The organism is Bradyrhizobium sp. WCU1 (assembly GCF_053474805.1).
Genome location: NZ_CM130280.1, coordinates 3,116,816 through 3,131,689 on the forward strand (window position 1 = coordinate 3,116,816; position 14,874 = coordinate 3,131,689).

The 14,874-nt window shown below is 64.8% G+C and carries 12 protein-coding genes; 5 read left to right on the forward strand and 7 right to left on the reverse strand.

What is annotated here, in order from left to right:
* Positions 1–81: 81 nt before the first annotated feature.
* The 5 genes from ACTUWL_RS14465 to ACTUWL_RS14485 all read right to left on the reverse strand — a co-directional run bounded on the left by ACTUWL_RS14465 (position 82) and on the right by ACTUWL_RS14485 (position 4,445).
* Positions 82–885, reverse strand: a complete 804-nt coding sequence (locus ACTUWL_RS14465; protein WP_021077570.1) for a hypothetical protein — start codon at positions 883–885, stop codon at positions 82–84.
* A gap of 170 nt (positions 886–1,055) precedes the next feature.
* Entirely contained in the window at positions 1,056–1,565 is a 510-nt protein-coding gene (locus ACTUWL_RS14470; RefSeq protein WP_021077571.1) for an OsmC family protein, read from the reverse strand.
* A gap of 58 nt (positions 1,566–1,623) precedes the next feature.
* Entirely contained in the window at positions 1,624–2,409 is a 786-nt protein-coding gene (locus ACTUWL_RS14475) for an ABC transporter ATP-binding protein (protein ID WP_021077572.1), read from the reverse strand.
* Positions 2,409–3,245 carry an ABC transporter permease gene (locus ACTUWL_RS14480; RefSeq protein ID WP_021077573.1) on the reverse strand — a complete coding sequence of 279 codons (837 nt, stop codon included), beginning with the start codon at positions 3,243–3,245 and terminating at the stop codon, positions 2,409–2,411. The genes ACTUWL_RS14475 and ACTUWL_RS14480 overlap by 1 nt, the downstream gene beginning before the upstream one ends.
* 225 nt (positions 3,246–3,470) lie before the next feature.
* Positions 3,471–4,445, reverse strand: coding sequence for an aliphatic sulfonate ABC transporter substrate-binding protein (locus ACTUWL_RS14485; RefSeq protein WP_021077574.1), 975 nt, complete (start codon positions 4,443–4,445; stop codon positions 3,471–3,473).
* Positions 4,446–4,643: 198 nt separating this feature from the next.
* Between ACTUWL_RS14485 and ACTUWL_RS14490 the strand changes: the two genes are divergently transcribed.
* Positions 4,644–7,436: a [protein-PII] uridylyltransferase gene (locus ACTUWL_RS14490; protein ID WP_021077575.1), complete on the forward strand. Its 2,793-nt coding sequence runs from the start codon at positions 4,644–4,646 to the stop codon at positions 7,434–7,436.
* Between the two features lie 121 nt (positions 7,437–7,557).
* Here ACTUWL_RS14490 and ACTUWL_RS14495 read toward each other — a convergent pair whose 3' ends face one another.
* Positions 7,558–8,085, reverse strand: coding sequence for a methylated-DNA--[protein]-cysteine S-methyltransferase (locus ACTUWL_RS14495; protein WP_021077576.1), 528 nt, complete (start codon positions 8,083–8,085; stop codon positions 7,558–7,560).
* A 154-nt stretch (positions 8,086–8,239) separates the two neighbouring features.
* Between ACTUWL_RS14495 and ACTUWL_RS14500 the strand changes: the two genes are divergently transcribed.
* From ACTUWL_RS14500 to ACTUWL_RS14510, 3 genes are all read left to right on the forward strand, one after another.
* Positions 8,240–8,602 carry a DUF1304 domain-containing protein gene (locus ACTUWL_RS14500; RefSeq protein ID WP_021077577.1) on the forward strand — a complete coding sequence of 121 codons (363 nt, stop codon included), beginning with the start codon at positions 8,240–8,242 and terminating at the stop codon, positions 8,600–8,602.
* Positions 8,603–8,730: 128 nt separating this feature from the next.
* A complete protein-coding gene (locus ACTUWL_RS14505; protein ID WP_021077578.1) occupies positions 8,731–9,951 on the forward strand; it encodes an ABC transporter substrate-binding protein in 1,221 nt (406 codons plus the stop codon).
* A 400-nt stretch (positions 9,952–10,351) separates the two neighbouring features.
* Positions 10,352–11,578: an ABC transporter substrate-binding protein gene (locus ACTUWL_RS14510; RefSeq protein WP_021077579.1), complete on the forward strand. Its 1,227-nt coding sequence runs from the start codon at positions 10,352–10,354 to the stop codon at positions 11,576–11,578.
* Positions 11,579–11,896: 318 nt separating this feature from the next.
* Here the strand turns inward: ACTUWL_RS14510 and ACTUWL_RS14515 are convergent, their stop codons facing one another.
* A complete protein-coding gene (locus ACTUWL_RS14515; protein WP_021077580.1) occupies positions 11,897–12,322 on the reverse strand; it encodes a DUF1330 domain-containing protein in 426 nt (141 codons plus the stop codon).
* Between the two features lie 225 nt (positions 12,323–12,547).
* Here ACTUWL_RS14515 and ACTUWL_RS14520 point away from each other — a divergent pair, with 225 nt between their 5' ends.
* Positions 12,548–14,815 (forward strand): transglycosylase domain-containing protein, encoded by a 2,268-nt coding sequence (locus ACTUWL_RS14520; protein ID WP_021077581.1) that lies wholly within the window; start codon positions 12,548–12,550, stop codon positions 14,813–14,815.
* Positions 14,816–14,874 lie beyond the last annotated feature (59 nt).

Here is a 14,874-nt window from a genome sequence, read left to right on the forward strand (position 1 = left end):
GTAGGATGGGTAGAGCGAAGCGAAACCCATCAACTTTCCTACGCGCGGAGGCATGATGGGTTTCGCTTCGCTCTAACCATCCTACGCCTTCTGCGCCTGCTTCCTCCGCCCGATCCGCCACAACACCAGATTCCACGCGATGCAGGTGGCAAGCGCGCAGCAGAGGCCTACGGCCGAGCCGAATTGCAGCACCGCGACATTCAGCACGGCGATGCCGAGGCCGAAGCCGAGCAGGCCCCAGGCGCTGTTGGCGAGCACGGCGGCGGTGGCGGGACCGCCGATCCGCGGATGCAGGATCAGCATCATCGAGGAGAACACGATCGGAAACAGCGCGATCACGCCGGTGACGCGCGGGCCGACCCAGGTCGACGCGGTGACCACGGTGCCGACCAGGCTCGCGACCAGCGCGGCGCGCAAGGGAATGTCGTACCAGCGCCGCGCGATCAGCGGCATCCTGGCGACGTGGCGGTAGGGCCTGAGCAGCGGAATGCAGATCGCAAACGCAATGGCGTTGAGGATCAACCCGCCGGCCAGCGTCCAGGCGAACTGGCGGATGATGGTGCCGAGCACCAGCCACAACGCGATCGCACTTCCCGCGCTGATCCACATGCTGAAGCGCTGCGCCAGCACGGCGTAAGTGAGGCCCATGAAGATCGTCGCCGCATTGACCGGCAGGCTCGACAGCGCGCCCTCGGCGATGAAAGCAGCGTCATGGTCGAGCGCGAGGAAGGTGTAGGACGGCCCGGCCGAGATCGGCAAAGTGGCGATCAGCGCGCCGATCACCGGCCCCGACCGCTCCGTGATGATGGATGCACTGACCACGAACGCGGCCGCAACCGCCATGCGCAGAACGAGGAGCAGGATGAAGTGGAGTTCGGGGGACATTTTTCCGTCGTCCCGGGCAAGCGAAGCGCGACCCGGGACCCATAACCACGACCGCTAGCGGGGAACGAAAGCCGTCGAGCAGCCGAATTTCAACGATGGGACACGGCGTATGGGTCCCGGCTCCCGTGCGCAATTGCGCACTAGGCCGGGACGACATCGGTGAAAGGCGGCTACACCCTCACCATCGACACCGACACCTTCGGGCCGTTCTTGATGGTCTGATAGACCACGCAATAGCGCTCGGTGAGTTTCAGCAGCAGATCGAGCTTGTCCTGCGGCGCGTCGGTGCCGACGTCGAAGCGGAGACGGATCTCGCGGAAGCCGACCGGGGCCTCCTTGTCGACGCCGAGCGTGCCGCGGAAATCGAGATCGCCCTCGGCGAACACGTTGCCGACCCTGAGCGGCACCTCGACCGCGGTCGCGACCGATTTCAGCGTGACGCCGGCGCAGGCGACCAGCGCTTCCAGCAGCATGTCGCCGGAGCAGAGCTCAAGCCCGGAGCCGCCGGTCGCGGGATGCAGGCCGGCGACCGCAAGCGCGCGGCCGGTTTCGACCTTGCAGGACAGGCTTTCGCTGTCGATCGTGCCCTTGGCCTTCAACGTGATCACGGCGGCCTGGGGGTCGGTCTTGTAGCGCTCCTTGATCGGAGCCTGCATTGCGCGGAGTTCGGCGGAGTCCATGGGTCTGCTCCCGGCTATTCTTCTTAGCCTTCGGATGTAAGGCCTTATGGCGCCGATGTCACCACCACATCGCCTCGCCGGCGCTGGATTTGTCCGTGACGTCACGCACCGAACGGTCTAGCGAGCGGTCGAGCGCGGTCAGCACGCGGCGTTTGAAGCTGTCGAACAGTTCCGATTTGCGGTCGCGTGGCCGCGCTAGATTGATGGTGATCTGCTCGAACAGCCGGCCCGGCCGCGGCCGCATCACCAGCACACGGTCGGCCAGCACCACAGCCTCGTCGACATCGTGGGTGACCAGGATCAGGGTCGGCCTTGTGTCGGCCCAGAGATCGAGCAGGTGGTCCTGCAGATCGCGCCGGGTGAAGGCATCGAGCGCCGAGAACGGCTCGTCGAGCAGCAGCACTTCGGGCTGCGGCACCAGCGCGCGGGCGATCGCCACCCGCTGCGCCTGCCCGCCAGAGAGCTCGCGCGGCCAGGCCGACGCCTTATCGGCGAGACCGACGCGGGCCAGCGCGGATGCAACCCGCGCGCGCCTTGCCTCCGCCGGCAGATCGGCGAGACCGAAGCCGATATTGTCGGCGACGCTGAGCCAGGGCAGCAGTCGCGGCTCCTGGAAGATGATGCCGATCTTGGCGTGCGGCGACGTGATCACCGCATTGTCGAGTGTCACGCTGCCGGTGCTGGCGCGATCGAGGCCGGCGATGGCGCGTAGCAAGGTCGACTTACCGCAACCGGAACCGCCGATAATGGCGATGATCTCGCCGGGCGCAATCTCCGCCGAGAAGCGTTCCAGCGCGTGGACGCCGTTCGGATAGGTCTTGCCGACGTCCTTGAGTGCGAGCATCACTGCCCTCCCCGCGCGCCGAACGCATCCTGCCAGCGCAGCAGCGGCGCGGCGGCGACCTCGATCAGCCAGTCGGTGAGCTTGCCGAGGATCGCGAAGATCACGATCGCAGCGAGGATCTGCGCCGGCTTGCCGAGCTGCTGGCCGTCCAGCAGGAGATAGCCGAGGCCCTCGGAGGCGCCGATCAATTCGGCCGCGACCACGAACATCCATCCCAGGCCAAGCCCGACCCGCAGCGCCACCACATAGGCCGGCAGCACCGCCGGCAACAGGATGCGGCGGATCATGGCCGGCCCGGACAGCCGGAACACGCGGCCGACCTCGACGATCTTGCGATCGACCGACAGGATCGCGCCCATCACGCCGAGATAGATCGGAAAGAACACCCCGACCGCGATCAGTGCGACCTTCGAGGTCTCGAAGATGCCGAGCCAGAGCACGAACAGCGGCACCCAGGCGAGCGAAGGGATCGCACGCAAGGCCTGCACGGTCGGATCAAGCAGCCGCTTGGCGAAATCCCAATAGCCGGAGATCGCGCCCATGATGGTGCCGGCGACGACGCCGAGCGCAAAGCCCGCACCGACGCGCCACAAGGTCGCGAGGATATGCCGCGACAGCTCGCCGCTCCTGGCGAGTTCGACGATGGTCTGGAACACCTTTGACGGCGGCGGCACCAGGCGGCCGTTGGAATAGCCGAGATAAACCACCAGTTCCCAGCCGAGCGCACACACCACCGGCACCAGAAGCCCGAGCGCCGGCCGCGCAAAACGCGACCAGCGCGCCGGCGCCGCACGCGGCGCGGCCGTCTGTTCCAGCGCGGGCAGGTCAACGCTCATGGCCATAGCAAGAACTATTCTTCGCGAGGGATTGCAAGGTGGGGATCGAAACACAAGTCGCGGCGCCCGCTTCCCTTCTCCCCTTGTGGGAGAAGGTGGCGCAAACGAAGTTTGCGACGGATGAGGGGTTGTTTCAGCTTGCGCGAGCGTGCCGTGTGGTGAGAACCCCTCACCCCGCTTCGCTGCGCGAAGCGACCTCTCCCACAAGGGGAGAGGGTGCAGCGGTCAGTTCGTCGGCAGCGGGACTTGATCGTCGATCAACGCGTCCAGCGCCGCCTTCACGTCGGTCTTGGCATCGATCACGCCCGCCTGCTGCAAGGCGAGGCCGGCGGCCAAAATCGACTCGCGCTGCGGCGCGCCTATCCGGCTGTGGGTCAGCTCGGTGCGCTCCTTCAGCTGCTTGTCGACCACGGCGTCCGGCAGTTTCGTTACCGCGATGAACGTCTTCTTCAGCTCGTCATAGTTCGCCAGCGAATATTTCCGCGCCTCCTCATAGGTTGCGAGCACGCGACGGACGATGTCCGGGTGCGCCTTCAGGAACTCCTCGCGGACATTGAGGATGCCCCAGGTGTTGGCGTCGGCCTTGCGGTAGAACAGCTTGGCACCCTCCTCGACCTCGGCCTGCGCCATCATCGGATCGAGCCCGGCCCAGGCGTCGACATCGCCGCGGATCAGCGCGGTCTTGCCGTCGGCGTGCTGCAGCAGCACCGTCGTGATGTCCTTTTCGGTCAGGCCTGCGCCGAGCAGCGCGCGAACCAGGAAGATGTGCGGATCGGTGCCGCGGGTCACCGCGACGCGCTTGCCCTTGAGATCGGCAACCGAGGCGATCTTGGAGTCCTTGGTGGTGACCAGCGCGGTCCATTCGGGACGCGAATAGACGTAGACCGACTTGATCGGGTTGCCGTTGATCCGGGCGACCAAAGCGGCCGAGCCCGCGGTCGAGCCGAAATCGATCGAGCCGGCATTGAGGAATTCGAGCGCCTTGTTGGAGCCGGCCGACTGCACCCAGACGATGCCGATGCCGTCCTTGGCGAACTCCTTCTCCAGCAGGCCCTTTTGCTTCAGGACCATCGACACCGGATTGTAGGTCGCCCAGTCGATCCGGATTTCCTTCAGCGCATCGGCGGCGAGCGCCGCGCCGGGCAAAAGTGCCGAGACCGCGAGCAGCGCCGCGAAGCCGCGCCGGGAAAATTTGTGCATTCGTCGATCTCCTCGATCAGATTAAGAAACAATCTTTTAATTCAATGAGTTAGCCTTGCGGTCAACGAGAAAATCTCTACCCTTTACGAGACGCCGCGAGAACGATCTTGCTCACGGCGCCGCCAGGAAAGCATGGAGCTGCTGTCGTCATACTTTGGTCAGTGACAGCAACAGCTTCGTCCGATATCGGATGGACGTATGGACAGCATCGTAGCCGACGGCCGCGCTGAAGCGGATGATCGTTTCGAGACTGCGCGGATCACCGCGGCGGTCAATGCGCTGGCCGAGCAGCATGCCGGCCGCGAGGACCAGTTCCGCGCCGCGATGGCGCAACTCCTCAAGGCCGAGCTGATCGCGGCGCGCGCCACGGCGCAGGCGCTGCTGCTGAAGGACCGTCACGGCCGCCGTTGCGCCGAACGGCTGTGCTTCGTGCAGGACGAGATCATCCGCATCCTCTATGCGGCGGCGACCCGGCATCTCTATCACTCGCCGATCCCCTCGGGCGCCGAACGCATGGCCGTGGTCGCGACCGGTGGCTACGGCCGCGGGCTGATGGCGCCGGAATCCGACATCGATCTGCTGTTCATCCTGCCCTACAAGCAGACCGCCTGGGGCGAGCAGGTCGCCGAAGCGATTCTCTATTGCCTCTGGGACATGGGGCTGAAGGTCGGCCACGCCACCCGCTCGGTCGATGAATCGATCCGCCAGGCGCGCGGCGACATGACGATCCGCACCGCGATCCTGGAAACCCGGTTCCTGACCGGCGACCAGCCGCTGTATGACGAGCTGGTCGAGCGCTTCGACAAGGAAGTGGTGCAGGGCACCGCCGCAGAATTCGTCACCGCCAAGCTCGCCGAGCGCGAAGAGCGGCATCGCCGCGCCGGCCAGTCGCGCTATCTGGTCGAGCCCAACGTCAAGGACGGCAAGGGCGGGCTGCGCGACCTGCATACGCTGTTCTGGATCGCCAAGTACGTCTACCGCGTGCGCGAGACCGACGAGCTCTTGGAACGCGGCGTGTTCGACGCGCAGGAGTACCGCACCTTCCGCCGCTGCGCCGACTTCCTGTGGTCGGTGCGCTGCAACCTGCACTTCTTCGCCGGGCGCGCCGAGGAGCGGCTGTCGTTCGACATGCAGCGCGAGATCGCGGTCCGGCTCGGCTACACCTCGCATCCCGGCATGCAGGATGTCGAGCGCTTCATGAAACACTACTTCCTGATCGCAAAGGACGTCGGCGACCTCACCGCGATCCTGTGTGCCAGGCTCGAGGAAGAGCACAACAAGCCGGCGCCGGTGCTGAGCCGGATGGTCGCGCGGCTGCGGCCCGGCACCAAGCGGCGGCGGGTCAACGGCAGCGACGACTTCATCGTCGACAACAACCGCATCAACCTCGCCGCGCCCGACGTGTTCAAGCACGATCCGGTCAATCTGATCCGGATCTTCCGCCTCGCGCAACAGAACAACCTCGCCTTCCATCCCGACGCGATGCGCACGGTGACGCGCTCGCTGAAGCTGATCAACACCCAGCTGCGCGAGAACGACGAGGCCAATCGCCTGTTCATGGAGATCCTGACCTCCGACAATGCGGAAGTCGTGCTGCGGCGGATGAACGAGACCGGCGTGCTCGGCCACTTCATCCGCGCCTTCGGGAAGATCGTGTCGATGATGCAGTTCAACATGTACCACCACTATACGGTGGACGAGCACCTGCTCCGCTGCATCGGCTTCCTGCAGGACATCGAGCGCGGCGGCAACGAGGAGTTCACGGTCGCCAGCGACCTGTTCCGCAAGATCCGCCCCGAGCATCGCCCGGTGATCTATATCGCGACGCTGTTGCACGACATCGCCAAGGGCCGCCCCGAGGATCACTCGATCGCCGGCGCCAAGGTGGCGCGGCGGCTGTGCCCGCGGCTCGGCTTCTCCGCCGCCGACACCGAGCTGGTGGCGTGGCTGATCGAGGAACATCTGACGATGTCGACGGTGGCGCAGTCGCGCGATCTGTCGGACCGCAAGACCATCGAGAACTTCGCCGCCGTGGTGCAGTCGGTCGAGCAGATGAAGCTGCTGACGATCCTGACCACCGCCGATATCCGCGGCGTCGGCCCCGGCGTGTGGAACGGCTGGAAGGCGCAGCTCTTGCGCACGCTGTACTACGAGACCGAGCCGGTCCTGACCGGCGGCTTCTCGGAAGTGAATCGCGCCCAGCGCATCGCGGTGGCGCAGGCCGAATTCCGCCGCGCCTTCACCGAATGGCCGGAGGTCGAGCTCAACGCCTATATCGGCCGGCATTACCCGGCCTACTGGCTCAAGGTCGAGCTGCCGCGCAAGATCCGCCAGGCGCGCTTCATCCGCGCCAGCGAGCAGGCCGGCCACAAGCTGGCGATCAATGTCGGCTTCGACGAGATCCGCGCCGTCACCGAGCTCACGATCCTGGCGACCGACCATCCCTGGCTGCTGTCGATCATCGCGGGCGCCTGCGCCTCGGCCGGCGCCAACATCGTCGACGCCCAGATCTACACCACGACCGACGGCCGCGCGCTCGACACCGTCTCGATCTCGCGCGAATACGACCGCGACGATGACGAGGGCCGCCGTGCGACCCGGATCGGCGAGATGATCGAGCAGGTGCTGGAAGGCAAGCTCAGGCTGCCCGAGGCGGTGGCCAAGCGCGCGGTGCGCAGCAAGGCGCGGCCGTTCATCGTCGAGCCCGAGGTGACCATCAATAACCAGTGGTCCGACCGCTACACTGTGATCGAGGTCTCCGGCCTCGACCGGCCCGGCCTTCTCTACCAGCTCACGACAGCGATCTCGAAGCTCAACCTCAACATCGCCTCCGCCCACGTCGCGACCTTCGGCGAACGCGCCCGCGACGTGTTCTACGTCACCGATTTGCTCGGCGCCCAGATCACGGCGCCGACCCGCCAATCGGCGATCAAGAGCTCGCTGCTGCATCTGTTGTCGAGCGAGGAGCAGGCCGCGAAGCCGGCGGCTTGATTATCCGTCATTCCGGGGCAGCCCGCAGGGCTGAGCCCGGAATCCATCGGGCCGCACGTCATGCCGTGGAATGGATTCCGGGCTCTCGCTTCGCGAGCCCCGGAATGACAGCTGAGTTTGCTCAGCGAACCGCCACCCCCTCATGCCTTAGCAACCAGCGCTTCCTCTCCAGCCCGCCGCCGTATTTGACCAGCGAGCCGTTGGCGCCGATCAGACGGTGGCAGGGCACGACGACGCTGATCGGGTTGGAGCCGTTGGCGTGGCCGACCGCCCGCATCGCGTTCGGCATTTTCAGCCTCACAGCCAGCGCGCCGTAACTCATGGTGGTGCCCGGCGGGATCTTCGGCAGCGCGTGCCAGACCTTCTGCTGGAACGGCGTGCCGGCGACGCGCCATTCGACATCCGCGAGCCGACCGAGATCGCCATTGAAATAATCGCCGAGCGCCTTGCGCATCGCCGCCGGCGCACGGCCGTCCCGCAAGGTCACCACGCCATAATGCAGCCGCAGCAGATCGAGCATCCGCCCCTCGTAGTCGTCCCAGTCGAGCGCGCGCAGCACGCCGTCATCATCGGTCACCAGCAGCGCAGTGCCGATCGGGGTCTTGAGGCGGTCGAGGTTGAAGGTCTGCGCGGTCTTGCGGTCGGCCATTGTAACGTCCAGGGACGAACGGATCGGTCGGGATACAATTCACTGCCCGCGTGGTAGCGTCCACCCGAATTCCGGTGGGAGCGTTTTCGAGCGAAGTGGACGCCGGTTCGCGTGAAGAAAACGCCTCAAACAAGATCTCTGGGGGGGGCCGAATATGCTTGTGCTTGCCAATTTTCTGATCGCGGTGGTGGCCGCGCTGCACCTCTATTTCCTCGTGCTCGAGATGTTCCTGTGGACCAGGCCGCTCGGCCTGAAGACCTTTCGCAACTCGCTCGAGAAGGCAACCGACTCGGCCGTGCTCGCCGCCAATCAGGGGCTCTATAACGGCTTCCTCGCCGCCGGGCTGATCTGGGGCCTGGTGCACGGCAATCCCGCCTTCGCATTCCAGATCAAGACATTCTTCCTGCTCTGCGTGATCGTCGCCGGCGCCTATGGCGCCGCCACCGTGAGCCGGCGCATCCTCTATGTGCAGGCGGCGCCCGCGGCGCTGGCGCTGATCCTGCTGTGGCTGGTCTGACGCGACACTGCGCGCCAGGGCATCGTCTTGCAATGGCCATAGCGTTCCTCCATCATCCCCGACAACGGTGACATCCGCCGGCTTGAGTCTCGCGGACAAGATCACCGGCAACATGGGAGGTCACGGACATGAGGAGCGTGCAATTGCTCGCTGCGACAGCGCTTGCCATCGCGTTGTCGGTTACATCGGCCGCCGCACAGAAGAAATACGACATCGGCGCCACCGACACCGAGATCAAGATCGGCCAGACCGTGCCGTTCTCGGGCCCCGCATCCGCCTATGCCGGCATCGGCAAGACCCAGGCGGCCTATATGAAGATGATCAACGATCAGGGCGGCATCAACGGCCGCAAGCTGAACCTGATCCAGTATGACGACGCCTATTCGCCGCCGAAGGCGGTGGAGCAGGTGCGCAAGCTCGTCGAGGGCGACGAGGTGCTGTTCACCTTCCAGATCATCGGCACGCCGTCGAACGCCGCCGTGCAGAAATATCTCAATGCCAGGAAGGTGCCGCAACTGCTCGCCTCGACCGGGGCGTCGCGCTTCTCCGATCCGCAGAACGCGCCGTGGACGATCGCGTTCAACCCGAACTACCAGTCCGAAGGGCGCATCTACGCCAAATACATCCTGGCCAACCACCCCAACGCCAAGATCGGCATCTTCTACCAGAACGACGATCTCGGCCGCGACTACATCGCCGGCCTGAAGAGCGGGCTCGGCGACAAGGCCGCCAGCATGATCGTTGCCGAAGTCTCCTATGAGCTGACCGATCCGACGGTGGATTCCCAGATCGTCAAGCTGAAGGCCGCCAGCGTCGACCTGCTCTACGACGCATCGACGCCGAAATTCGCCGCGCAGGCGATCCGCAAGGTCGCGGACCTCGACTGGCACCCGGTGCACATCCTCGACATCAATGCGAGCCCGGTGTCGGCGACGTTGAAGCCGGCCGGACTCGACATCTCCAAGGGCATCATCTCGACCAATTACGGCAAGGACCCCGCCGACCCGCAGTGGAAGGACGATCCCGGCGTGAAGGCCTATTTCGCCTTCATGGACAAATATTACCCGGAGGGCGACAAGCTCAACACCGTCAACACCTACGGCTACTCGACCGCCGAGCTCCTGATCCAGGTGCTCAAGCAGTGCGGCGACGACCTCACCCGCGAGAACCTGATGAAGCAGGTGACCAGCCTGAAGAAGTTCGTACCTTCTCTGGCGCTGCCGGGCATGTCGATCACGACCGGACCGAACGACTATCGCATCAACAAGCAGATGCAGATGATGAAGTTCAACGGCGAGCGCTGGGAGCTGTTCGGCCCGATCATCGAGGACACCGGACCGGCGGGCTAGGCAAAACGGCGCAAACATCCTTCCGGTTCAACCAGTCAAACACCTTGTCCGGTGTCATTACCCGCGCACGTGTCGTCCCGGCGAAAGCCGGGACCCATACTCCGCGGCGGTGTTGCGAACGGGACTCGTCGTTCAGCATCCCTCAACAATGACCATTCGTGGTTCTGGGTCCCGGCCTTCGCCGGGACGACACTGAGTGTGCTGGCACAGCTGCGGCGGCCCATTTTCGCACCGCCCCCTACTTTCGTTGACTGAAATCGCTCGCCTTTTCGGCATTGCTCGTCTTGCGTCGCAGCAAGCGTTCCGCCAGTATCCGGCGCAAGCGATGGCGACCGCGGGACCTTGAACCCGCGGGAAAGATCATCGGCCAAACCATCAGTCACGTGAGGGAAACAGCATTATGAGGAACGGGATTTTCCACCTGGTCACGGGAACGGCGCTCGCGATCGCGCTGTCTGCAACGTCGGCCTTCGCGCAGAAGAAATACGATCCCGGCGCGACCGATACCGAAATCAAGATCGGCCAGACCGTCCCCTTCTCCGGACCGGCCTCCGCCTATGCCTCGATCGGCAAGACCCAGGCGGCCTATTTCAAGATGATCAACGACCAGGGCGGCATCAACGGCCGCAAGGTCAATCTGATCCAGTATGACGACGCCTATTCGCCGCCCAAGGCCGTCGAGCAGGTGCGCAAGCTGGTCGAGAGCGACGAGGTGCTGCTGACCTTCCAGATCGTCGGCACGCCGTCGAACGCCGCGGTGCAGAAATATCTCAACGCCAAGAAGGTGCCGCAGCTGTTCGCCGCCACCGGCGCCTCGAAGTTCACCGACCCGAAGAACTTCCCCTGGACGATGGGCTTCAATCCGAACTACTTCGTCGAAGGCCGCATCTACGGCCAGTACATCCTCAAGGAGTATCCGAACGCCAAGGTCGGCGTGCTCTATCAGAACGACGACCTCGGCAAGGATTACCTGAACGGCCTCAAGGCCGGGCTCGGCGACAAGGCCGCGACCATGGTGGTTTCGGAGGCGTCCTACGAGGTGTCCGATCCGACCATCGATTCGCAGGTCCTCAAGATCAAGGATTCCGGCGCGGACCTGTTCTTCTCGGCGACGACGCCGAAGCAGGCGGCCCAGGCGATCAAGAAGATCTACGAGATGGGCTGGAAGCCGGTCCAGATCGTCGACATCAACGCCACCTCGGTCGGCGCGGTCATGAAGCCGGCGGGTCTCGACGCCGCCAAGGGCGTGATCAGCGTCAACTACGGCAAGGACCCGCTCGATCCGACCTGGAAGGACGATGCCGGCCTGAAGCGCTATTTCGACTTCATGGCCAAATACTATCCCGACGGCGATAAGGATTCGAACTTCAACACCTATGGCTACGCCACCGCGCAGATGCTCGTCACCGTGCTGAAGGCATGTGGCGACGACCTGACCCGCGAGAACGTGATGAAGCAGGCGGCATCGATGAAGGGTGTGACGACCGACATCGCGTTGCCGGGCATCAAGGCCAACACCTCGGCGACCGACTACCGCGTCAACAAGCAGCTGCAGATGATGAAGTTCAACGGCGAACGCTGGGAGCTATTCGGCCCGATCCTCGAGGACGCTGGCCCGACCGGCTAAAGCGCGATGAGATTGATTCGAATCGTCATCGCGCTTTAGCTCTTTGTTTGAGCATGATCTTTTCGGAAAACCGCTTCGCACTTTTCCGGATCATGCTCTAGCGGTTAGCGTTCGATGTCTGAAGAACAATCGGCGGCCTCCGGGCCGCCGATTTTTGTTTGCGGCCGTACCTTTTCACCGTCACCTTGAGGAGGCCGCGCAGCGGCCGTCTCGAAGGGTCGACGGCCCGACCGCGGCCGTGCATGCTTCGAGGCTGGCTCCGCTCGCACCTCAGCATGACGGGGATGGAGATCGTTGCGCTCAATCGCTGCTGCGCGCCTACTGCGGTATCTCCCCAAAGTTCTTGCCGACCGGCAGCACCGCATGCCGGATCAGCCGGGAATCCTCGACGCCAGCCTGGCGGTGCTTCACCGCCTCGCGATAGACGGGATCGCGGATCATCTCGACGAAGGCGGCGACGCTCGGATATTCGGCGATGAAGCAGTGATCCCAGCGCTCCTCTTGCGGGCCGATCAGCATCAGCTCGAAGCGGCCCTGCCAGACGATGCGGCCGCCGAGCCGCTCGAACACCGGGCCGCTCTCGCGGCCATACGCCGCATAGGCTTCCGCGCCGGTGGCCTTGCGGCCGTCGGGATAGGCAGCCCATTCGCGCAACCGCACCAGATTGAGCATGTGGATCGGGCCCGGCCGGTTGTTGTCCCGGAATTGCGCGAACACGTCTTTGGTCGGATCGATATGGCCCATGCGGTGCTCCTTTGTTTTTTGGTTCCCCAGAGCGCGATCGCTCGATCGCGCTCTACCATCCTCGTTTGAGCATGATCTTTTCGGAAAACCGGTGCCCACTTTTCCGGATCATGCTCCCTATTTAGCAACGCGCCGCCCCACCTCCTAATCCCGCGTTAAGCTTTGCGTAACCGCCCCTTAAACCGGGAACGTTAGCGTGCGGCCCTGTAAGGGTGAGCGTTGCGGATGGCGTGGGGACGTAAAAAAGGCGGTGGACGCAAGGAGCCGCTGTTCGGGCTTCCGGCCGCGCTTGCCGACCTCAGGTTGTCGCCGTCCGATCGCGTTCCCGGCGGCGGCGACGACGACAAGCCCGCCAGATCGAAGCCCAAGAACAGCGAAAAGAACCCCGATAAGGGCAGCGATTCCGGCAGCGAGAGACCGCGCCCGTCGCGCAGTGGCAGCAAGCGGCGCGGCAAGTCGCGCGGCTTCGGCATCGGCCGGCTGTTCTACTGGACCGCGGTGCTCTGCCTGTGGGCCGGCATTGCGGTGATCGGTGTCGTGGTGTGGGTCGGCGCGCATCTGCCACCGATCCAATCGCTGGAAATTCCCAAGCGCCCGCCGACCATCCAGATCGTCGGCATCGACGGCAGCGTGCTGGCACAGCGCGGCGAAATGGCCGGCGCCAACATCGCGCTGAAGGATCTGCCGCCTTATCTGCCGAAGGCCTTCATCGCGATCGAGGACCGCCGCTTCTATTCGCATTTCGGCGTCGACCCGGTCGGCATTTTACGAGCAGCCGTCACCAACGTCCTGCATCGAGGTGTCTCGCAGGGCGGCTCGACCTTGACGCAGCAGCTCGCCAAGAACCTGTTCCTGACCCAGGAACGCACCATGCAGCGCAAGCTGCAGGAGGCCGAGCTCGCGCTGTGGCTGGAGCGCAAGCATTCCAAGAGCGAGATCCTCGAGCTCTACCTCAACCGGGTCTATTTCGGCTCCGGCGCCTACGGCGTCGAAGCGGCAGCGCAGCGTTATTTCGGCAAGTCGGCGAAGAACGTCACGCTGCCGGAGGCCGCGATGCTGGCCGGTCTCGTCAAGTCGCCATCGCGGCTGGCGCCGAACCGCAACCCCGAAGGCGCCGAGCAGCGCGCGCAGGTCGTGCTCGCGGCGATGGCCGACGCCAAGTTCATCACCGACGCGCAGGCAAAAGCATCGATCGGCCAGCCCTCGATCGCAGTGAAGCCGGCCGGCGCCGGCACCGTCAACTATGTCGCCGACTGGATCGGTGAAGTGCTTGACGATCTGGTCGGCCAGATCGACCAGGACATCGTGGTGCAGACCACGATCGATCCGAAGCTGCAAGCCGTCGCGGAAGCCGCCGTGATCGACGAGCTCGCCGCCAAGAGCGTGAAGTTCAACGTCAGCCAGGGCGCGCTGGTCGCAATGACGCCGGACGGCGCGGTGCGCGCCATGGTCGGCGGCCGGAACTATTCCGAGAGCCAGTACAACCGCGCGGTCACCGCGAAGCGGCAACCGGGCTCGTCGTTCAAGCCGTTCGTCTATCTCACCGCAGTCGAAGCCGGGTTGACGCCGGACACGATCCGCACCGACGCGCCGCTCGACATCAAGGGCTGGAAGCCGGAGAACTACACCCACGAATATTTCGGCTCGGTGACGCTGACCCAGGCGCTGGCGATGTCGCTCAACACGGTTGCGGTGCGGCTCGGCGTCGAGGTCGGCGCCAAGAACGTGGTGCGCACCGCGCACCGGCTCGGCATCTCATCCAAGCTCGAGCCCAACGTCTCGATCGCGCTCGGCACCTCGGAAGTGTCCGTGCTCGAATTGGTCGGCGCCTATGCGCCGTTCGCCAATGGCGGCTACGCCGTATCGCCGCATGTGGTGACCAGGATCAAGACCAGCTCGGGCAAGCTGCTCTACGACCGCCCCACCGATCCGCCCAACCAGGTGATCGAGCCGCGCTATGACGCGATGATGAACAGCATGATGCGCGAGACGCTGATCTCGGGCACCGCGCGCAAGGCCGAGATCCCCGGCTGGACCGCCGCCGGCAAGACCGGCACCAGCCAGGATTATCGCGATGCCTGGTTCATCGGCTACACCGCCAAGCTCGTCACCGGCGTCTGGCTCGGAAATGACGACAATTCGCCGACCAAGAAGGCGACCGGCGGCGGCCTGCCGGTCGAAGTGTGGAGCCGCTTCATGAAGGCGGCGCATCAGGGCGTGCCGGTCGCGGCGATCCCGAACTCGCAAGGAAGCTGGGCGCCGGCGAACCTGATGCAGATCTCGTCGCAGATCACGGCGCCTTCAGGACCGGCGGCGCCGATGCAGATCCAGCCGCCGATACAGGCGCCGCAACCGGCGCCGGTCCCATCCGGCGGCTATTATCGCCAGCCACCGCCGACACCGGCCCGCGCATCACCGCCACCCAACCCGAACGCGCGGCCGGAAGCGGCGGCGGGGCTGGATGGCTGGCTGGCTGATCGGTTGTTTCGGTAGGGCGTTAGACGCACGGTCTCACCACAACGCCACTGTCATCCCCCGCGAAAGCGGGGGAT

Excerpts from the sequence above, each read along its gene's own strand:
- ACTUWL_RS14510 (WP_021077579.1), top strand. The coding sequence starts at position 10,352 with ATGAGGAACGGGATTTTCCACCTGGTCACGGGAACGGCGCTCGCGATC.
- ACTUWL_RS14505 (WP_021077578.1), top strand. The coding sequence starts at position 8,731 with ATGAGGAGCGTGCAATTGCTCGCTGCGACAGCGCTTGCCATCGCGTTG.
- ACTUWL_RS14490 (WP_021077575.1), top strand. The coding sequence starts at position 4,644 with ATGGACAGCATCGTAGCCGACGGCCGCGCTGAAGCGGATGATCGTTTC.
- ACTUWL_RS14465 (WP_021077570.1), bottom strand. The coding sequence starts at position 885 with ATGTCCCCCGAACTCCACTTCATCCTGCTCCTCGTTCTGCGCATGGCG.
- ACTUWL_RS14495 (WP_021077576.1), bottom strand. The coding sequence starts at position 8,085 with ATGGCCGACCGCAAGACCGCGCAGACCTTCAACCTCGACCGCCTCAAG.
- ACTUWL_RS14470 (WP_021077571.1), bottom strand. The coding sequence starts at position 1,565 with ATGGACTCCGCCGAACTCCGCGCAATGCAGGCTCCGATCAAGGAGCGC.
- ACTUWL_RS14480 (WP_021077573.1), bottom strand. The coding sequence starts at position 3,245 with ATGAGCGTTGACCTGCCCGCGCTGGAACAGACGGCCGCGCCGCGTGCG.
- ACTUWL_RS14475 (WP_021077572.1), bottom strand. The coding sequence starts at position 2,409 with ATGCTCGCACTCAAGGACGTCGGCAAGACCTATCCGAACGGCGTCCAC.
- ACTUWL_RS14500 (WP_021077577.1), top strand. The coding sequence starts at position 8,240 with ATGCTTGTGCTTGCCAATTTTCTGATCGCGGTGGTGGCCGCGCTGCAC.
- ACTUWL_RS14520 (WP_021077581.1), top strand. The coding sequence starts at position 12,548 with ATGGCGTGGGGACGTAAAAAAGGCGGTGGACGCAAGGAGCCGCTGTTC.
- ACTUWL_RS14515 (WP_021077580.1), bottom strand. The coding sequence starts at position 12,322 with ATGGGCCATATCGATCCGACCAAAGACGTGTTCGCGCAATTCCGGGAC.
- ACTUWL_RS14485 (WP_021077574.1), bottom strand. The coding sequence starts at position 4,445 with ATGCACAAATTTTCCCGGCGCGGCTTCGCGGCGCTGCTCGCGGTCTCG.